This is a genomic window from Mycobacterium sp. shizuoka-1, assembly GCF_002723835.1.
GTDB lineage: Bacteria > Actinomycetota > Actinomycetes > Mycobacteriales > Mycobacteriaceae > Mycobacterium.
In genome coordinates this window covers 23,138-42,336 of record NZ_BEWG01000095.1, presented here as the reverse complement: position 1 = coordinate 42,336, position 19,199 = coordinate 23,138, and the positions used below count along the sequence as shown (strand labels likewise).

Genomic DNA, 19,199 nt, shown 5'->3' with positions numbered 1-19,199 from the left:
GCACGTGCACTGGGTAATCCCCAGCTAGCGTGCCCGGCGATTGCGCGATCGGACGGTAAAACTGTAACGTGTTCTAGTTAGAGACGACGAGTGGAGGCCTTGAGGTGACTACCGGTATTCGCGAGATCGACACCGGGACCCTGCCGGACCGGTATGCCCGGGGCTGGCACTGCCTGGGCCCGATCGCTGACTACACCGACGGCAAGCCGCACCCGATCAACGCCTTCGGGACGAAGCTGGTGGTCTTCTCCGACTCCCAGGGTGCGGTCCACGTGCTCGACGCGTACTGCCGTCACCTGGGCGGAGACCTGTCCCAGGGCACCGTCAAAGACGACGCGCTGGCCTGCCCGTTCCACGACTGGCGGTGGGGCGGCGACGGCCGGTGCAAGCTGGTGCCCTACGCCAAGCGCACCCCGCGGCTGGCCCGCACCCGGTCCTGGGAGACCGATGTGCGCAGCGGCCTGCTGTTCGTCTGGCACGACCACGAGGGCAATCCGCCGCAGCCCGAGGTGCGGATTCCGGAGATCCCGGAGTACACCAGCGGCGAGTGGACCGAGTGGAAGTGGAACTCGATGTTGATCGAGGGCTCCAACTGCCGCGAGATCGTCGACAACGTGACCGACATGGCGCACTTCTTCTACATCCACTTCGGCTTGCCGACGTACTTCAAGAACGTCTTCGAGGGCCACATCGCCTCGCAGTACCTGCACAACGTCGGCCGGCCCGACGTCACCCTCGGCGGCTCGGCCTACACCGAGTCCCACCTGGATTCCGAGGCGTCGTACTTCGGTCCGTCGTTCATGATCAACTGGCTGCACAACAACTACGGCGGCTTCAAGGCCGAGTCGATCCTGATCAACTGTCACTACCCGGTGACCCAGGACTCGTTCATGCTGCAGTGGGGTGTGATCGTCGAGAAGCCCAAGGGCATGGACGATTCCATGAGCGAGAAGCTCTCCGACGCGATGGTCACCGGCGTCAGCAAGGGCTTCCTCCAGGACGTCGAGATCTGGAAACACAAGACCCGCATCGACAACCCGCTGCTCGTCGAGGAAGACGGCGCCGTCTACCAGATGCGCCGCTGGTACCAGCAGTTCTACGTCGACGTCGCCGACGTGACACCGGACATGACCGACCGCTTCGAGCTCGAGGTCGACACCGCACCCGCCAACGAGAAGTGGCAGGTGGAGGTCCAGGAGAACCTCAAGAAGCAAGCCGAGTCCGAAGGACAGCCGACCCAGGTGTGACTATGAGCCCCGAGGAACCGCTCGACGTCGACGATCTGGCGCGGTCCATGCTCCATCTTCTCGGCGTGCACGAACACGACGAGCCGCACGAGCACGACGACGGCGCCCCCGGACCCTGGTCCAAGGCACCCGATTTCGCCTCCGATCCGCAGCGCGCGGCCGCCATGCACGAGGCCACCCGCAAAGACCGGGAGCGCTACCTGTCCGCCGGTCTGGTCGAGGTGGACTGCCGGTACTGCCACATCGCGGTGAAAGTCAAGAAACTCGGCGCCGCACACACCGCGGTGCAGTGGAGCAGCGAGGCCCAGCAACGCTGCGCCTACTTCACCGAGATCCGTGAGGCCGGCGGATCCAGCGCGCGCACCCGGTCCTGCCCGAGGCTCTCCGACAGCATCAGGCACGCCGTGGCGGAGGGCTGCCTGGAGGAGTACTCCAGCGCCCCCGCCCCCGGCGACGGCTAGGCCGCTACAGGCCCTTGAAACGCTCCTTGACCTGCTCTTCGGTCAGGCCGTAGTCGGCCAGCGAGTAGGTGTGCTTCGGCGCCCTCGGGCCCTGCTTGCTCTCCTCATCGGTGCGCTGGATCGCCGCTCGGGCTTCCTCGGTCATCTCGATACCGAAGTGCGAGTAGATGTTCTGCACGGTGCCCATCGGATCGCGGATCAGCTCGAAGTAGTCCACATCGCAGAACTGGGCCGGATTGTGCTTGGCCCGTTCGGCATTGAACAGCTCCAGCCCGCGCGACCACGTCTCCAGCGAGTCAGCCCCGATGACGTCGCCGGTGAACGTGTTCGACCAGCCCTCGGTGGTGTGCTGAGCCAGCGAGCACATCGAGGCCATGATCGTCTCGGCCGGGCGATGGCACTGCAGGATCAACGCGTCGGGATAGACCGCGAGCACCGCGTCCAGCGCGAACAGGTGGCTGGGATTCTTGAGCACCCAGCGCTTCTCGGGATCGTTGAGCCCGATCAGTTGCAGGTTCTTGCGGTGCCGCTCATAGGACTTCGTCCAGTCCTGCTTCGACAGCCACTGCGCGTAGGACGGCACGTGCGCGAGCGTCTCGTAGGAGACCGAGTGCACCGACTGTCGCAGCAGCTGCCAGCACTCCTCGACCTCGTCGGCGGTCATGTAGTGCAGCCCGGTGTAGTCCGGGTTCTCCGCGTGGGCCTTGGCGAACTGCGCATCGATCTGCTGGAAGACCGGGTTGTCCTTCCAGGTCTCCCGCGGCGGGCGGGGCTGCGGGAACTCCGCGAGCCACAGCTCCAGGCCCTGGTGGCGCGGGTCGCCGCACAGCAGGCGGTGCAGCGCGGTCGTGCCGGTGCGCGGCAGTCCGGTGACGAAGATCGGCCGCTCGATCGCGACGTCGGCGTGCTGCGGATACTGCTTGAAGGCTGCTTCGGACATCAGCCTGGCCACCAACGCGTTTCGCACGAAAAACCGGTGCATCTTGCTGCCGATCTCGGTGAGGTCCGCTTCGTTGCGGAACGCATCGAGGAGCACGCGCAGTGCTTCCTGGTAGTTGTCGTCGTCGACGCCGAAATCGTCCAAGCCGCTGGCCTTGACGGCCGACGCCTTCAGGCTTTCGACGCTGAGGAAGTCGCTCATCAGTTGTGATACTCCCCGCAGTTGACGTCCAGCGTCTGGCCGGTGATGCCGCTGGACAGATCGCTGGCCATGAACAGGATCGCCGAGGCCACCTCGTCCTCGGTGGGCAGTCGCTTGAGGTCGCTGTTGACCGCGGCCGCCTTGTAGATCTCGTCGACGGTCGTGCCGTACTTGCTGGCCTGATGCTCGAAGTAGCCCTGCAGGGTGCCGCCCCAGATATAGCCGGGCAGAACCGAATTCACTCGAATGCCCTGCGGACCGAGTTCACTGGCCAGCGATTGGGACATCGACAGCAGCGCCGCCTTGGCCAGCTTGTAGGCGCCCTGCTTGGGATCGGAGTGCCGCAGCACCATCGAGTTCACGTTCACCACCGAGCCCTTGGCCTCGACCAAAGCCGGGGTGAAACCCTGGATCAGCCGCAGCGCGCCGAGCACCGTGAGCTCAACCGTCTCGCGGATGTGGTCGAACGAGGTGTTGGCGAAGGGCTTCATCGACGGCACCTTGAACGCGTTGTTGATCAGCACGTCCACCTTGCCGTAGGCGGCCAAGGTCTCCTTGACCAGGTTGTCCACCTGTGCCTCGTCGGTGATGTCGGTGCCCACCGACAGCGCGCGCCGGCCGAGGTCGGTGACCTGCTTGGCCACATCGTCCAGACGCCCGACCGTGCGAGCCGCCAGCACCAGGTCGGCGCCTTCCTCGGCACATCGGCGCGCCAGCGTCGTGCCCAGCGCCGGTCCGACGCCGCTGATCACGACGACTTTGTTCTCGAGCAAGCCGGCCATGTGTTATCCCACCATCCTGTTGCCAATTAGTTTCTGACGCAGCGCAATCCGCTCACGCCAGTCGTCATCGGAGATCTTGTTGTGCTCGTAGTAGGGCAGCTTGTCGGCCACCGACGCCAGGTCGACCAGCTCCAGGGTGGGGCCGTCAGCCTCGGTCAGCTCACGCGAGACCCGCTGCCACCGGAACTGGAGGTAACCCTTGGCATGCCCGAGGGTCTCGACCCAGTTGGTCACGCCGGGGTTCTGGTCGGCCACCACGATGCGGATCTTGCCGTCCGGATCGGCTTGCGCCTGAGTGCCGTTCAGCGACGTCTGGTGGTTGATGTAGTCCAGCGAGATGTACCACAGGCTGCCGAGCTGGAACCCGAGGTAGGGAGCGTCGGTCACCGGCAGCGTGAGGATCAGGGCCTGGTCCGGCGTGATGTCGTAGTGCCCCACCGACGAGTACTGGGTCGCCAGGCCACCCGGGGTGAGCCGCGGCGCGGTCAGGGTGTTCACCGGCAGGTTGTCGTAGAACCACTTCGGGAACTGCAGCCAGGTCTTCACCCGCTGCACGAGTTGCTTACCCGCGGTCGCCCAGCGCTTTTCGATCAGTTCCTTCGTCAGCGGCGGCGGTGCGGTGCCCGCGGTGTCGGTGCGGGCGATCGCGAAGCTGCCACGCTGGGCCGACCAGTCGTTGTAGACCTCCCGAATGACCAGCTGCGCGTTGGTGTCCGGGGTAAAACGCCATTCGAACGTGCCGTCGGCGGCGATGTCGAGCCGGCGATCGTCGAAGGCCGTCTCACTGTCCGGGACCACCTTGTCGGTGTACTCGCCGCCGAGCAGCTGGAAGCTGACGTCGGTGGTGGTTCCGCGTTTACCGGTGACGACGTACTCGTGGCCGGCGACCACCCTGGTGCCGAAGTACATGGTGTCGGGATTATCCAGACCCATCTTGGTGAACGGGCCGGTTCCCGAGTGCAGGAAGGGGTGGTCGCGATCGAAGTCGAACGCGACGTGCGTGCATGCCGCGACGCAGCCCGCCAGGTATTGCAGGCCCTCCAGCAGGTCTGCTTCGCTCTCGATGAACGAGGCTTCGGAGACCAGCCGTTCAGACTCGGCAATGGCATCCACGAATGGCTGGGAGTACATCGACATCGACCGCCTCGCGTTTCAATATTGGACCGTATCGGTACGTTCTCCGACTGAGACTAGAACGCGTTCCAGTGGCAGTCAACCAAGTCAACGGTCCATATCTGGAATAGGACGGTAGGATTTTGCAATGCCCGATGCGTGCAGTCCTGGTCGGTCCTCGCCCCCCACGCAGCGCGTGGTGGCGATTCTGGATTTCTTGGCCAAGCACCCGCAAGAGCGGTTCGGCCTCTCGGAGCTGGCCCGGCAGTTGCACCTGGCCAAGCCGACCTGCCTCGGCATCGTGACCACCCTGACCGACTCGGGGTATCTGGTCCGCGATGCCGCCGACAAGACCTATCGGCTCGGACCGAGCCTGATCGCGCTGGGCCACCTCGCGCAGGAATCCCTGCGCGTGAACCCGGCGGCCCGCGCCGAACTGAGCCGCCTGTCGAAGGCCTTCGACACCACCGCGGCCCTGGCCGCCGTCGTCGACGACCGGATCACGCTGCTGGAACTTGTTGGTCCGCCCGGCTCCGACGTCGGCGTGAGAGTCGGGCAGAGCTACCCGTTCGCCCCGCCGGTCGGCCTGATGTTCGTGTTGTGGGACGACGAGGCACTGCGCAGCTGGCTGGACAGAAGGGACCCGACCATCCCGTTGCGCACCGAAACACAGCGCCTCGATCGCGTCATCGCCGAATGCCGCACGGCCGGCTACCTGGTCGAGCGGCTGACCCCCGGCGGTCGGCGGCTCTATTCGCTGATGGCCGGCATGTCGAGCACCCTGCCTGACGAGCTGCGCGCCCTGCTGGGCGAGCTGATCTCGGACATCGGCGAGCGGGTCTACCTGAGCAGCGAGGCCGAGGGCGCCCGTCAGCGCCACGACGTCAGCGTCATCTCGGCACCGGTCTACGACCACCACCACCGGCAGGCGATGGTGGTGTCGCTGCAGATCGGCCGCGCGCTCACCGACTCCGAGATCGCCAAGCACGCCCGCGGCCTGGTAGCGAGCGCCGACGCGCTCACCGCTCAGCTCGGCGGCACCAAACCGCATTGGTGATCTCGCGGGGCCCGCGGGAGGCGGCGGCTACAGCTCGCCGATGACCACCAGGGCCTCGGCCGGCTCCACCTGCAGACCGCACTGGTTCTGGAAGTCGACCAGCGGCGCCTTGATGGCCCGGATGTCGTTGGCCTGGTCCGGGTGGTCGTTGAAGTAGGTGTTGAACGCCCCGATGGCCGAGAACGCCGACTGGCGGGTAGCGTCGATCAGGGCCTGGTTGGCGTCCGGGTGCGCGGCGAAGTAGTCCGACAGGTTCTTGGTGACCGAACTGATCGTCGACGACAGACCCGCCGCCGAACAGTCCGGCGCGGGCGCGGGCGCCGGCTCGGCATTGGCGGACGGCATCGACACGACACAGGCCGCTCCGGCAGCCAGCACGGTCACAACGGCACGACGAACTCCCATGGTGGTTCTCCCTTCACGCCGCGCGGCAGTACTGTCGCGCGGTCACTGTCAGGAACGTCGCGGCGGCCTGCAGGGGTGTTACCCCCGGCCGCGGCGGCTAGTTGACCGCCGCGAGCGCGAACGGCAGCACGTCCGACACCCCGGCGCGGCGCAGACAGCGCGCCGCGGTCGTCATCGTCCACCCGGTGTCGGTGAGATCGTCGACCAGCAACACCGGCCCGGAGACCTGCGCCAGGTCGGCCGCGGCGGGCTCCTGCCAGGCGTCGTGGAGTGCGGCGACCCGGTAGGCCGAGTTCGCCGCGGTGACCGGTCGCCGGGTCGCGCGGTAGTGCAGCGTGCCCAGATTCCTCAGCCGGCCGACCTCGGCGAGACGATCGACCAGCGATCCGATCAGCACCGGGCGCGTCGCCGAGTCGAGCCCCATGACGGCTGCGGGCCGCGTCTGCCACGGCCAGTCCGCCAGCACCGCGATCGCGGCGCGGACGAACTCCTCGGGCACCGGGCCGTCGGGTGCGTCCAGGAGGCGACGCAGCCGCACGCCCCAGCCCAGGTCCGTCAGCCGGCCGATCGTGCGGCCCGGCAGCGGTCCGTCGTCGATGCGTCCACTGAGGTCCACCCCGAGGCTGGCCATCCCGGTCGGCCAGATCCGCCGCGGCGCGAGCTCGACACCGCACTGCTGCAGCCGGCCGGTGGCCGCCTCGAGCGCCCGCTCGTCGACGTCGGCGGTGAACCGCGACCCGGCACAGTTGTCGCACCGACCGCAGCGGTCGTCGGGGGACAACTCCGGGTCGTCGAGCTGCGCGCGCAGGAACGTCATGCGGCAGCCCGCGGTGCTCTGGTAGTCGAGCATGGCCTGTTGTTCGCTGCGCCGGGCGGCGTCCAGCGTGCGATACCGCTGTTCGTCGTAGCTCCACGGCTGACCGGTGCTGATCCAGCCGCCTTTCACCCGCTGCACCGCGCCGTCGACGTCGAGCACTTTGAGCACCATCTCGAGTCGGCTGCGGCCCAGATCCACCAGCGGCTCCAGCGCGGGAGTGGACAGCGGACGGTCCGGTTCCAGCGCGTCGATCACCCTGCGCACCAACGATTCCGGCGGGAACGCCACCGAGGCGAAGTAGCTCCAGATCTCGGCGTCCTCGTGCCCGGGCAGCAGGATCACCTCGGCGCGGGCGCTGGCGCGGCCGGCGCGCCCGACCTGCTGGTAGTACGCGATCGGCGACTGCGGAGCGCCGAGGTGGATCACGAAGCCCAGATCCGGCTTGTCGAATCCCATCCCCAGCGCCGAGGTGGCCACCAGGGCCTTGACCCGGTTGGCCAGCAGGTCGCTTTCCATCTGCTCCCGTTCGGCGGGATCCGACGCCCCGGTGTACGCCCCGACCTGATGGCCCTGCGCGCTCAAAACTGCCGCCAGATCACGCGCGGCGGCGACCGTGAGCGTGTAGATGATGCCCGACCCCGCCAGTGAACCGAGTTGGGCCGCAATCCAGGCCGCGCGGGCGGCGCCGGTGGGCACCTTCACCACCGACAGGTGCAGGGACTCGCGGTCCAGGCCCCCGCGCAGCACCAGGGTGTCGGCCCCGCCGACACCGAGCTGGGCGGCCACGTCGCCGACGACGCGGTCGTTGGCCGTCGCCGTGGTGGCCAATACCGGGATGCCTGCACCGAGTTCGGCGATCAACGTCCGGATCCGCCGGTAGTCGGGCCGGAAGTCGTGTCCCCAGTCGGAGACGCAGTGCGCCTCGTCTACCACGACCAGACCGGCGTCGGCAGCCAGCGACGGCAGCACCTGCACGCGAAAGTCCGGGTTGTTCAGCCGCTCCGGACTGACCAGCAACACGTCGAGGTCACCGGCGGCGACCTGGCGGTGGATGTCGTCCCACTCGGTGACATTGCCGGAGTTGATGGTGGCCGCCCGCACACCGGCGCGCTGCGCGGCGCTGACCTGGTTACGCATCAGGGCCAGCAGCGGCGAGACGATCACCGTGGGTCCGCGGCCCTGCGCGCGCAGCAGCTTGGCGGCGATGAAGTAGACCGCCGATTTCCCCCAGCCGGTGCGCTGCACGACCAGGGCGCGGCGCCGATGGACCACCAGGGCCTCGATGGCAGTCCACTGGTCGTCACGCAACACAGCCGCCGGACCGGCCAGCTGTTCGAGGATCTGTTGCGCGTCGGCCCGGGTTGCGGTCATGCCGCCTATCGTGCCCGGAGACGACGACACGCTACGAAGAGGAGGCAGCCTCTCGTTCGCGCTTGATCTCCAGCGCGATGTCGATCAGCTGATCCTCCTGGCCACCGATCAGCTTGCGCTGGCCGACGCGCAGCAACAGCTCGTGAGCGGGCACGCCGTAGCGTTCGCCCTGACGAACCGCGTGCTTGAGGAAGCTGGAGTACACCCCGGCGTAACCCATCACCAGTGCGTTGCGGTCCAGCAGGCACTCCGCCGGCATGGCGGGCGCGACGACCTCTTCGGCGGCGTCGGCGATCTCGAAGAAATCGATACCGGTCTTGACACCGATCTTGTCGAACACCCCGACCAGCGCCTCGACCGGCGCGTTGCCGGCTCCGGCCCCGAAACGCCGGCAGGAGCCGTCGATCTGCTTGGCACCCGCTCGGACGGCTTCGACCGAGTTCGCCACGCCGAGCCCGAGGTTCTCGTGGCCGTGAAAGCCCACCTGGGCATCGTCACCCAGTTCGGCGACCAGCGCGGCCACCCGGTCGGCGACACCTTCGAGTACCAGGGCGCCGGCGGAATCCACCACGTAGACGCACTGGCACCCAGCGTCGGCCATGATCCGAGCCTGCGCGGCCAGCTTCTCCGGGGAGATGGTGTGGCTCATCATCAGGAAGCCGACGGTCTCCAGGCCCAGCTCGCGGGCCAGCCCGAAGTGCTGGATCGACACGTCGGCCTCGGTGCAGTGGGTGGCGATGCGGCAGATCGAGCCACCGTTGTTCTGCGCCTCCTTGATGTCCTCCTTGGTGCCCACACCCGGCAACATGAGGAAGGCGATCTTGGCTTCCTTGGCCGTCTCGGCCGCGAGCTTGATCAACTCCTGCTCGGGAGTCTTGGAGAACCCGTAGTTGAAGCTCGAGCCGCCGAGCCCGTCACCGTGGGTCACCTCGATGACCGGGACACCCGCGTTGTCCAGTGCCCCGACGATGGCGCGGACCTCGTCCTTGGTGAACTGATGCCGTTTGTGGTGGCTGCCGTCCCGCAGGGAGGTGTCCGTCATCCGGACGTCCCAGCTGGCGTCGAACCAGACGTCAGTGCTCATGGCGCGTCTCCTCCTCATCGCTCGTGCCTCGCTCTGCATCGTCGATCGCGCGACTCATGCTTGTGCACCTCCCGAGACCGATGCGCGCTCTTTAGCGATTTCTTCGCCGACCTTGGTGGCCGCGGCGGTCATGATGTCCAGATTTCCAGCGTAGGGCGGCAGGTAGTCCCCGGCACCCTCGACCTCCACGAATGTGGTGACCACGAAATTGCCGCCGTTGACCACCGACGGTTCGTCGAACTGCGGCTCGTTGAGCAACCGATAGCCGGGCACGTAGGTCTGAACCTCGGCGACCACGTCCTTGATCGACTGTGTGATGGCGTCCCGGTCGGCGTCCTCGGGAATCGCGCAGAAGATGGTGTCGCGCATGATCATCGGCGGATCCGCCGGGTTCAGGATGATGATCGCCTTGCCCCGCTTGGCGCCACCGATGACCTCGACGCCCGCGCTGGTCGTCTTGGTGAACTCGTCGATGTTGGCCCGGGTGCCCGGTCCCGCCGATGCCGAGGACACCGACGCCACGATCTCGGCGTAGGGCACGTCGACGACGCGGCTCACGGCGTAGACCATCGGGATCGTGGCCTGGCCCCCGCAGGTGACCATGTTGACGTTCGGGGCGTCCAGGTGCTGGCGCAGGTTCGCCGGCGGGATCACCCCGGGGCCGACCGCGGCCGGAGTCAGGTCGATCGCCCGGATGCCGGCCTCGGCATAGCGCGGGGCGGCGGCCTTGTGCACGTAGGCGCTGGTCGCCTCGAACACCAGGTCAGGCTTCTCCGACTGCGCCAGTAGCCAGTCGACACCCTCGTGGCTGGTTTCCAGGCCCAGCTTGCGGGCCCGCGCCAGGCCCTCGCTCTCCGGGTCGATGCCGATCATCCAGCGCGGTTCGAGCCAGTCCGAACGCAGGAGCTTGTAGAGCAGGTCGGTGCTGATGTTGCCCGACCCGACGATGGCAACCGAACTCTTCTGGGGCATGAGGTGCTCCTCTTATTCGAATGACAACCGGACTGAACCCAGCCCGGCGAAGTCGGCGACGAAGTGGTCTCCGGGGCGGGCGTCGATGGCCCGGGTGCACGACCCCGGAAGCACGATGTCGCCGGCCTTCAGCCGTACACCGAAGCTCTCCACCTTGCGGGCCAGCCAGGCGACCGCGGTGACCGGATTGCCCAGCACGGCATCGCTGCGGCCCTCGGCAACCACCTCGCCGTTGCGGGTGAGCACCGCGTCGATGGCTTTGATATCCACGTCCTTGGGCGACACCCGCTCCTTGCCCAGCACGTAGCCCGCCGACGACGCATTGTCGGCGATGGTGTCGCACAGCGCGATCTTCCAGTCCGTGATCCGGGTGTCGATGAGTTCGATCGCCGGGGCGAAGGCCGCCGTGGCGGCCAACACGTCGTCCTCGGTGCAGCCCGCACCGGGCAGGTCGTCGGCGAGGATGAACCCGACCTCGACCTCGACCCGCGGGAACAGGTAGCGCCCCGCGGGCACCGGCTTGTCCTCGAACACCTCCATATCGGCCAGCAGGTGACCGTAATCGGGCTCGTCGACACCCATCATCTTCTGCATGGCTTCCGACGACAGGCCCACCTTGTGGCCGACCACCCGGGCGCCTTCGGCGATCCGCTGCCGGATGTTGATGAGCTGGATCTCGTAGGCGTCGACCACGTCGATATCGGGGTGATTCGCGGTCAGCGGCGTCATGGGGACGCGCGTGCGCTCCGCTTCGGCAAGGTCGGCGGCAAGTTCGTCGCGCGTCGAAACGCTCAACATTCCCGGGAGTCCCATCGTCGGTGTGACCGGGGCGAACGGCGCCCGGTGCGGGCAATTCTAGTGCTGTCCGGAGGCCGGCGGGGTAAGCGTTCCGCTGACCGGAAAGGAGGGGTCAGTAGCGCCCGGACGGGGCAATTCTATAACGTGTTCTAGTATGACAGCTCAGGAGTTCGACGTCGTCGTCGTCGGAAGTGGTGCTGCCGGCATGGTCGCCGCACTGACCGCCGCTCACCAGGGATTATCGGCAGTCGTCGTCGAGAAGGCCGCACACTTCGGCGGCTCGACCGCCCGCTCGGGTGGCGGTGTGTGGATCCCCAACAACGAGATCCTCAAGCGCGACGGGGTGACCGACACCGCCCAGGCCGCTCGGACCTATCTGCACACGATCATCGGTGACGTGGTCGAGCCGGAGCGCATCGACACCTACCTCGAGCGCGGCCCGGAAATGCTGTCGTTCGTGCTCAAGCACACGCCGCTGAAGCTGTGCTGGGTGCCCGGCTACTCCGACTACTACCCCGAGGCACCGGGCGGCAGAGCCGGTGGGCGCTCGGTGGAACCCAAGCCGTTCGACGCCAAGAAGCTGGGCCCCGACGAGAAGTTCCTGGAGCCCGCCTACGGCAAGGTGCCGCTCAATGTCGTTGTCATGCAGCAGGATTACATGCGGCTCAACCAGCTGAAGCGCCATCCCCGCGGGGTGCTGCGCAGCCTGAAGGTCGGCGCCCGCACCGTATGGGCCAACGCCCGCGGCAAGAACCTGGTGGGCATGGGCCGCGCGTTGATCGCTCCCCTGCGCATCGGCCTGCAACAGGCCGGTGTTCCGGTACTGCTCAACACCGCGCTGACCGACCTCTACGTCGAGGACGGCGTCGTGCGCGGGATCTATGTGCGGGATACGACCGGCCCGGAAGCCGCTGACCCGCAACTGATCCGCGCCCGCCGTGGCGTCATCCTGGGCAGCGGCGGCTTCGAGCACAACGAGCAGATGCGGGTGAAGTACCAGCGCGCTCCGATCACCACCGAATGGACGGTGGGCGCGGCGGCCAACACCGGCGACGGGATCGTGGCGGCCGAGAAACTCGGCGCGGCACTGGATCTGATGGAGGACGCCTGGTGGGGGCCGACCGTCCCGCTGGTCGGCGCTCCGTGGTTCGCGCTGTCGGAGCGCAACTCCCCCGGCTCGATCATCGTCAACCTGGCGGGCAAGCGGTTCATGAACGAATCGATGCCCTACGTCGAGGCCTGCCATCACATGTACGGCGGCCAGTACGGCCAGGGGCCCGGACCCGGCGAGAATGTGCCTGCGTGGCTGGTGTTCGACCAGCAGTACCGCGACCGCTACATCTTCGCGGGATTGCAGCCCGGACAACGGATTCCGAAGAAGTGGATGGAATCGGGTGTCATCGTCAAGGCCGACACCCTCGACGAGCTGGCCAAGGTCACCGGACTGCCGGCCGATGCCTTCCTGGCGACCGTCGAGCGGTTCAACGGCTTCGCCCGCTCGGGCAAGGATGAGGACTTCCACCGCGGCGAGAGCGCCTACGACCGCTACTACGGCGATCCCACCAACAAGCCCAACCCCAACCTCGGCGAGATCAAGAACGGGCCGTTCTACGCCGCGAAGATGGTTCCGGGTGACCTGGGGACCAAGGGCGGCGTCCGCACCGATGTCCACGGCCGGGCGCTGCGTGACGACGGCTCGGTGATCGAGGGCCTGTACGCGGCCGGTAACGTCAGCGCGCCGGTGATGGGTCACACTTATCCCGGCCCCGGCGGCACCATCGGCCCCGCGATGGCGTTCGGGTATCTGGCGGCGCTCCACATTGCAGGGAAGGGCTGACATGCCGATCGATCTGTCCGTCGCGCTCGGTGCCGAGCTGGAACCCGTCGAGTTCTCCTGGACGAGTAGCGATGTGCAGCTCTATCACCTGGGGCTGGGCGCAGGCGCGGATCCGATGGACGCCAAGGAGCTGCGTTATCTCGTCGACCGCACCCCGCAGGTGCTGCCCACCTTCGGCAACGTGGCGGCCAGTTTCCATATGACCGAGCCCCCCGAAGTGAAGTTCCCCGGCATCGAGATCGAACTGAGCAAGGTCCTGCACGCCAGCGAAGCAGTGACGGTGCCGGCCCCGCTGCCGCCCAGCGGCACCGCGCGCTCAGTCCAGCGATTTACCGAGATCTGGGACAAGGGCAAGGCGGCGGTCATCGTCAGCGAGTCGACGGTGACCGATCCCGACGGCAACCTGTTGTGGACCACCAAGCGGTCGATCTTCGCCCGCGGCGAAGGCGGCTTCGGCGGTGAGCGCGGCCCGTCGACCTCGGTGGCCGCCCCGGATCGCGCACCGGACTACGAGATCTCGGTGCCGGTGCTGCCCCAGCAGGCGCTGCTGTACCGGCTGTGCGGTGACCGCAATCCGCTGCACTCCGATCCCGAATTCGCTGCGGCGGCGGGCTTTCCGAAGCCCATCCTGCACGGCCTGTGCACGTACGGGATGACGTGCAAGGCGCTGGTGGACACCCTGCTGGACGCCGACGTGTCGGCCGTGCAGACCTACGGCGCCCGCTTCGCCGGCGTCGTCTACCCCGGCGAGACCATCAAGGTCAATGTGTGGAAGGACGACGGCCGCTACGTCGGCGTGGTCACCGCGCCGAGCCGCGACGACGCCGTGGTGCTCTCCGATGTGGAGCTGATCCCGGTCTGAACCCCCGGCCGACCAGGCCACGAAGCGATGCGCGGTGGACGTCGAGTTTTTCCATAACGTCGCGCATGTGGTCCTCGCCACTGTAGGAACTTAGGCGAGGCAAACTTTCATGCCGCTACGGAAGGAAACCACATGAACATCGCGCAGGCCTCTACGGTCGGCTTGATCGGTGTCGCATTGCTGATGGGCACCGCCGCGGTCGGCTGCAGCAGCGACGAAAAAGAGTCGTCGTCGTCCTCCTCGTCCTCGGCGTCCTCGGCGGCAGCGACCTCGTCGGAAACCGCTTCGGAGACCACGAGTGCCGAAGCGACCGCCGCCCCAGCCGGTGACTACAGCAAACTGCTCCTCAAGGCTTCGGACATCGACCCGAGCTTCGTCGCGAGCGAACCCACCATCAATCCGAACGGTCTGAACGGCGTCGTCCAGACGATGACCAACCCCGGCAAGAACGAGACGATCGTCTTCGCCATCGTCGTGAGCGAGGACGCCGCCGGGGCGCTCAAGGCGCTGGACTCGGCCAAGGCAGAGCTGCCCAAGGAAGTTGACGCCGCCCCGCAACCCGCCGAAGTCGGTGACGGCGGCAACGGCATCATCGCCGCCGGCAAGTCGCCGGATGGCACGAAGGCGATCACCGAGGTGTACTTCACCCAGGGCAAGGCGCTGGTGAACGTCGAGTTCTCCAGCGAGCCGAACGACCCGGTGCAAAACGACACCGCCCTGGCCATCGCCACGATGCAGGACACCCAGGTCAAGAACAACCTGACCTGAGTTCAGGCTTCGCGCGACAGTAACGCCACGGCGCGAGATCGCGGATTTTCCCACCGTGGCGTTACTGTCGGTGCGCCACGGCCACTCGGCGTTCCGTGGCGCGGAACGATCGCCCGCCCGCCCGCAGCGCCTTGCCACAGTTCTTCTGGTCGAGGCGGAAGGGATCGCGATGGCACACGAGGCAGTGCACCACGTCGCCATCGCGGGCACGGACACGTGTTTCGAGGTGGTCGAGGGCGAACGGATCCTGGGTGCAGCGCTGCGCGCCGGGGTGTGGATTCCGTTCGAATGTGGCTGGGGCAGTTGCGGCACCTGCAAGATGACGCTCGTCGACGGTGAGGCCCAGACGCTGTTCACCGGCGCACCCGCGATCAGTCCGCGCGACGCCCGCCGCAACCGCATCCTGGCCTGTCAGAGCACAGCGAAGTCGGACTTGGTGGTGAAACCGACCTGGGTCGAGGCCGCGGCCCGCGACGGACTGGCCACGCAGCGGTATCCGGCGGTGCTCACCGAACGCCGGGAGATCGGGCCCGCCATCTTCCGCCTGGTCTTCACCCTTGATTCACCCGCGTCCTTCCACGAAGGTCAGCACGCCGTCCTCGAACTCGGCGACGGGCTGCGCCGCTGCTACTCCATGTCGAACCGACCCGGGTCCACCGAGGTCGAGTTCGTCATGAAGCGCTATGCCGGTCACGAGGGCAGCGAAGCGGTCTCCGCGCTGGCCCGAGGATCGGGCATCTACCTCGAAATGCCGTACGGTGACATGTGGATTCGCGATGGTGACCACCCGGTGTGCCTGGTGGCCGGGGGCACCGGTATCGCACCCATCCTCGGAATGCTGCGCGGTCTGGCCGCAGCCGGTGCGGACCGGCCGGTGCGGGTTGTCTACGGCGCCAACATCCACGATGAGCTGGTGTGCTGGCAGGATCTCGCAGTTCTGATCGAGCAGCTGCCGGACGCCGAGTTGGTCGGAGCCTTGACGACGGCTCACGCCGGGTGGAACGGGGTGGAAGGACTGGTCACCCATGCCCTGGAACCCAGGCTGCCCGACCTGGCCGAGGCCGAGTTCTACATCGCCGGGCCGCCTGTGATGACCAACTCAGTGACCGCGCAGCTGACCGCGGCCGGAATACAGCTCAACCGAATCCGCTACGACAGCTTCGGATAGCCCTAGTCGCTGTCGGCAGCGATCTGCATGACCACGGCCTTGGGCTCGGTGAAGAACTCGCGGCTGAAGTTGCCGCCTTCACGTCCGATGCCCGAGTCACCCACCCCGCCGAACGGGGCGCGCAGATCGCGAATGAAAAAGCAGTTCACCCAGACGGTTCCGGCCGTCAGCTGCGCCGACACCCGGTGTGCCCGGTTGAGGTTCTCGGTGAAGATCATCGCGTTGAGGCCGTACCGGGTGTTGTTGGCCCGGGCCACCGCCTCGCGCTCGGAGTCGAACGGCAGGACCGCAACGACGGGCCCGAAGATCTCTTCACACACCAGCCGCGAGGTGTCGGTCAGATCCGTCACCACGGTGGGCTTGACCACCCACCCCTCGCCGCGGCCACCGGTGCGGATCTTGCCGCCTTCGCTCTCGACCAGATCCAGATAGCGAGACACCTTGGTGTAGTGCTCTTCTGATGCCAACGGCCCGAACTCGGTGCGGTCGTCGGCAGGATCGCCGATCACCAACTTCTCGGCGGCCTCGACATAACGATCGAGGAACGCATCGTAGATGTCGCGATGCACGAACAGCCGACTACCGGCCAGGCACACCTGGCCTGCGTTGCGGAAAATCGCCTGGACCGACCACGCCACGGCGTTGTCGATGTCCGCGTCGTCGAAGACGATGTTGGCACCCTTGCCGCCGAGTTCCAAGCTGATCGGGATCAGGTTGGCGGCAGCGGCTTTGGCGATGATGCGCCCGGTCCCCGATTCTCCGGTGAACGTGATGCGGTTTACGTCCGGGTTCTCGGTCAGGGCCTGCCCAGCCGAGTCCGGACCATACCCGTGCACGACGTTGAGCACGCCGGGTGGCAGGCCCGCCTCCAGCGCCAGTCGCGCCATGATGGTCGCGGACGCCGGGGTGTCCTCGGCCGGTTTGAGGACGACGGTGTTGCCCCACGCCAGGGCGGGAGCGATCTTCCAGGTCTCCAGCATCAGCGGGAAGTTCCACGGCGCGATCGCCGACACCACACCGGCGGGCTCGAAGCGGGTGTAGCTGTGGTGGCCGGAGTCCATCGGCAGCGTCTCGCCGGTGGACAGCCTGGCGTGGTCGGCGAAGAACCGGAAGTTCAGCGCTGATCGCGCCACGTCGTGGCGGGCTTGGGTGATGGGTTTGCCCATGTCACGGGAGTCCGCCGAGGCCAGCTCGTCGGTGTGCGTATCCAGCAGATCAGCGAGGCGATTCAGGAGCCGGCCGCGCTCGGTGAAACCCATTCGGGGCCAGGGTCCCTCGTCGAACGCCTGACGCGCGGCGCGCACCGCGGCATCAGCCTCGGGCCTCCCGCCCAACGCGATCCGGGCCCACGGCTGGCGAGTCCAGGGATCGATCGAGTCGAATCGTTGCCCGCTGTCCGGAGACGATTCGACGCCGTCGATCACATGGCCGAAGAACGGCAGATCCGTCATGGCTTCTCCTGATTCGCCCGTTCCTGCAATGTCACATCGCCTGCCGCCCAATGGGTCTTGGGAACCTCATAGAGCACGACGCGGATGTTCGGCGGCGGCGCGTCGACCGCCTCCGCCACCGCGGCGGTGATCTTGCTGATCAGTGTCCGAAGTTGTTCGGGGCTGCGGCCCGCGGCCAAGGTCACCTGAACAAGTGGCATCACTGTCCTCCGGAGATGAAGATCGAACCCAGCGTGCTGAAGTGGAACGTCGTGCGCGAGCCGGGACCCGCGGGCAGTGCGTCGGTCATGCCGCCGGTGAGCACGAGCTGGCCCGGTTCGATCGCCTTGCCGCGACGGCCAAGATCGTTGGCGGCCAAGGCCAGCGCTTCGGCCGGGTGATTCTGCACCGCGGCGCCGGTGGCCGAGTCGACGACCTTGCCGTCAACCTCCACGAGTACGGCCTCCAGAGCAAGGTCGATATCGTACGGGTCGCGCGCCACCGGTCCGAGCACGAAGGCACCGGAGGAGGCGTTGTCGGCGATCACGTCGGTCAGGGTGAACCGGAAGTCGCGGTAGCGCGAGTCGATGACCTCGGCGCCGGCGTACACGGCCTCCACGGCAGTCAACGCCTGTGCCGCTGTCACACCGGGGCCCGCGAGCCGGCTCTTCATGACGAACACGATCTCGGGCTCCACCCGGGGATGGATCAGCAGGCGCTGTGGAACCGGTTCTCCCGCAGGCAACACCATCGCGTCGGTCAGCCATGCGACCAATGGCGAGTCGACGTTCATCCGGCGTTGCTTGGCCCGGCTGGTCAACCCGAGTTTGACCCCGATCAGCGTCTCGCCTCGTGCTTGCCGGCGGCGCAGCGTCTCGTCCTGGACCGCGTAGGCCGTGGCGACGTCGAGGTCAGGCCACTCGTCGGTGATGGGGTCACGGTCGAACCGGCAGTCCTCGGCCGCCAGCAATTCGGTCGCGGCCCGCTCGACCGACCACCCCGTCATCGCTGCTCCCCTCGTGGCGCGATGACCGCGGTCACCGAGCCCAGCCCGGCCATGGTCGCGGTGACGACATCGCCCGGCGCGAACGAGATGGACGCGGTGATCGACCCGGGCAGGATCACGTGGCCGGCGGGCAGCACCTCGCCGTGCTCGCCGAGCGTATTGGCAAGCCACGCCAGCGAATTCAGTGGGGACCCAAGCACGGCGCCACCGGCGCCGGTGCCGGCCACCTCACCGTTTCGATGCAGCACGCACCCGCCCAGCCGCACATCCACCTCACCGAGCCCGCGCGCCGTGCTGCCCAGCACCACACCGCCACTGGAGGCGTTGTCGGCAATCGTGTCGACGATCCCGATCTGCCAGTCGGCGATGCGGGAATCGATGATCTCCAGCGCGGGCAGGACGAAGTCCACCGCCGCCGCGGCGTCCGCCACCGTGACTCCGGGACCGGCCAGATCGCGGCCGAGCACAAACGCCACCTCTGGTTCGGCGCGCGGCTGCAGAAAGCGCTCAGCGGGGAGCGGGGTGTGCTCGGCGAAGAACATATCGTCCATGAGGTGCCCGAAATCCGGCTGCGCCACCTTCATCTGGGCCTGCATGGCGGGGCTGGTCAGACCCACCTTGCGGCCCAGCACCCGGCGGCCGTCGGCCAGCCAGACATCGACCTGGGCCAGTTGGATTCGGTAGGCGTCGTCGATGGTCAGGTCGGGGTAAGCCGACACCAACGGCGCGACGGGCTGACGGGTTCGGTAGGCCTGCAACAGGGATCGGGCCGATGTGTCGACGGCCTCGGCTGTGTCGGGGACAAGTCCGGTTCCGGCGTATTGCACATCTCGGACTCTAAGCAGCCCAGCGGCTATCCAGGAGGCGCGTTCCGGGCCGC

Annotated in this window: 19 protein-coding genes; 7 read left to right on the top strand and 12 right to left on the bottom strand. The window is 67.3% G+C overall.

Annotated elements, in window-relative coordinates; genetic code table 11:
* Positions 1-104 precede the first annotated feature (104 nt).
* On the top strand, positions 105-1,247 hold the full coding sequence (locus MSZK_RS24440) for a Rieske 2Fe-2S domain-containing protein (RefSeq protein WP_099251121.1): 1,143 nt from the start codon (positions 105-107) through the stop codon (positions 1,245-1,247).
* Positions 1,248-1,249: 2 nt separating this feature from the next.
* Positions 1,250-1,708 (top strand): hypothetical protein, encoded by a 459-nt coding sequence (locus MSZK_RS24435; RefSeq protein WP_099251120.1) that lies wholly within the window; start codon positions 1,250-1,252, stop codon positions 1,706-1,708.
* Between the two features lie 4 nt (positions 1,709-1,712).
* Here the strand turns inward: MSZK_RS24435 and MSZK_RS24430 are convergent, their stop codons facing one another.
* The 3 genes from MSZK_RS24430 to MSZK_RS24420 are packed head-to-tail and all read right to left on the bottom strand — an operon-like array spanning position 1,713 to position 4,762.
* Positions 1,713-2,849 (bottom strand): sulfotransferase, encoded by a 1,137-nt coding sequence (locus MSZK_RS24430; RefSeq protein WP_099251119.1) that lies wholly within the window; start codon positions 2,847-2,849, stop codon positions 1,713-1,715.
* On the bottom strand, positions 2,849-3,631 hold the full coding sequence (locus tag MSZK_RS24425; protein WP_099251118.1) for an SDR family oxidoreductase: 783 nt from the start codon (positions 3,629-3,631) through the stop codon (positions 2,849-2,851). Before MSZK_RS24425 ends, MSZK_RS24430 begins: the two co-directional genes overlap by 1 nt.
* 3 nt (positions 3,632-3,634) lie before the next feature.
* Entirely contained in the window at positions 3,635-4,762 is a 1,128-nt protein-coding gene (locus tag MSZK_RS24420; protein WP_099251209.1) for a hypothetical protein, read from the bottom strand.
* Positions 4,763-4,892: 130 nt separating this feature from the next.
* On the opposite strand from MSZK_RS24420, the gene MSZK_RS24415 reads away from it, so the two are divergent.
* Entirely contained in the window at positions 4,893-5,801 is a 909-nt protein-coding gene (locus MSZK_RS24415; protein ID WP_099251117.1) for an IclR family transcriptional regulator, read from the top strand.
* Positions 5,802-5,828: 27 nt separating this feature from the next.
* Here the strand turns inward: MSZK_RS24415 and MSZK_RS24410 are convergent, their stop codons facing one another.
* The 5 genes from MSZK_RS24410 to MSZK_RS24390 form a co-directional block, all read right to left on the bottom strand.
* Positions 5,829-6,206, bottom strand: a complete 378-nt coding sequence (locus MSZK_RS24410; protein WP_099251116.1) for a hemophore-related protein — start codon at positions 6,204-6,206, stop codon at positions 5,829-5,831.
* Positions 6,207-6,303: 97 nt separating this feature from the next.
* Positions 6,304-8,394 carry a RecQ family ATP-dependent DNA helicase gene (locus MSZK_RS24405; RefSeq protein ID WP_099251115.1) on the bottom strand — a complete coding sequence of 697 codons (2,091 nt, stop codon included), beginning with the start codon at positions 8,392-8,394 and terminating at the stop codon, positions 6,304-6,306.
* Between the two features lie 31 nt (positions 8,395-8,425).
* Positions 8,426-9,478 (bottom strand): 4-hydroxy-2-oxovalerate aldolase, encoded by a 1,053-nt coding sequence (dmpG, locus tag MSZK_RS24400; RefSeq protein WP_099251114.1) that lies wholly within the window; start codon positions 9,476-9,478, stop codon positions 8,426-8,428.
* A 54-nt stretch (positions 9,479-9,532) separates the two neighbouring features.
* Positions 9,533-10,450, bottom strand: a complete 918-nt coding sequence (locus MSZK_RS24395; protein WP_099251113.1) for an acetaldehyde dehydrogenase (acetylating) — start codon at positions 10,448-10,450, stop codon at positions 9,533-9,535.
* 12 nt (positions 10,451-10,462) lie between these two features.
* A complete protein-coding gene (locus MSZK_RS24390) occupies positions 10,463-11,248 on the bottom strand; it encodes a 2-keto-4-pentenoate hydratase (protein ID WP_099251112.1) in 786 nt (261 codons plus the stop codon).
* Between the two features lie 154 nt (positions 11,249-11,402).
* Between MSZK_RS24390 and kstD the strand changes: the two genes are divergently transcribed.
* The 4 genes from kstD to MSZK_RS24370 all read left to right on the top strand — a co-directional run bounded on the left by kstD (position 11,403) and on the right by MSZK_RS24370 (position 15,883).
* A complete protein-coding gene (gene kstD, locus MSZK_RS24385) occupies positions 11,403-13,085 on the top strand; it encodes a 3-oxosteroid 1-dehydrogenase (RefSeq protein ID WP_099251111.1) in 1,683 nt (560 codons plus the stop codon).
* A gap of 1 nt (position 13,086) precedes the next feature.
* Positions 13,087-13,947, top strand: a complete 861-nt coding sequence (locus MSZK_RS24380) for a MaoC family dehydratase (protein WP_099251110.1) — start codon at positions 13,087-13,089, stop codon at positions 13,945-13,947.
* A gap of 132 nt (positions 13,948-14,079) precedes the next feature.
* Positions 14,080-14,715, top strand: a complete 636-nt coding sequence (locus MSZK_RS24375; protein WP_099251109.1) for a hypothetical protein — start codon at positions 14,080-14,082, stop codon at positions 14,713-14,715.
* A 169-nt stretch (positions 14,716-14,884) separates the two neighbouring features.
* Positions 14,885-15,883, top strand: a complete 999-nt coding sequence (locus tag MSZK_RS24370) for a 2Fe-2S iron-sulfur cluster-binding protein (RefSeq protein WP_142390000.1) — start codon at positions 14,885-14,887, stop codon at positions 15,881-15,883.
* A 2-nt stretch (positions 15,884-15,885) separates the two neighbouring features.
* Here MSZK_RS24370 and MSZK_RS24365 read toward each other — a convergent pair whose 3' ends face one another.
* The 4 genes from MSZK_RS24365 to MSZK_RS24350 are packed head-to-tail and all read right to left on the bottom strand — an operon-like array spanning position 15,886 to position 19,146.
* A complete protein-coding gene (locus tag MSZK_RS24365; protein ID WP_099251107.1) occupies positions 15,886-17,334 on the bottom strand; it encodes an aldehyde dehydrogenase in 1,449 nt (482 codons plus the stop codon).
* Complete coding sequence (locus tag MSZK_RS24360; protein WP_099251208.1) at positions 17,331-17,534, bottom strand: 2-hydroxymuconate tautomerase; 204 nt, start codon at positions 17,532-17,534, stop codon at positions 17,331-17,333. The genes MSZK_RS24365 and MSZK_RS24360 overlap by 4 nt, the downstream gene beginning before the upstream one ends.
* Positions 17,534-18,319 carry a 2-keto-4-pentenoate hydratase gene (locus MSZK_RS24355; protein WP_099251106.1) on the bottom strand — a complete coding sequence of 262 codons (786 nt, stop codon included), beginning with the start codon at positions 18,317-18,319 and terminating at the stop codon, positions 17,534-17,536. Before MSZK_RS24355 ends, MSZK_RS24360 begins: the two co-directional genes overlap by 1 nt.
* Entirely contained in the window at positions 18,316-19,146 is an 831-nt protein-coding gene (locus MSZK_RS24350) for a 2-keto-4-pentenoate hydratase (protein ID WP_099251105.1), read from the bottom strand. The genes MSZK_RS24355 and MSZK_RS24350 overlap by 4 nt, the downstream gene beginning before the upstream one ends.
* Positions 19,147-19,199 lie beyond the last annotated feature (53 nt).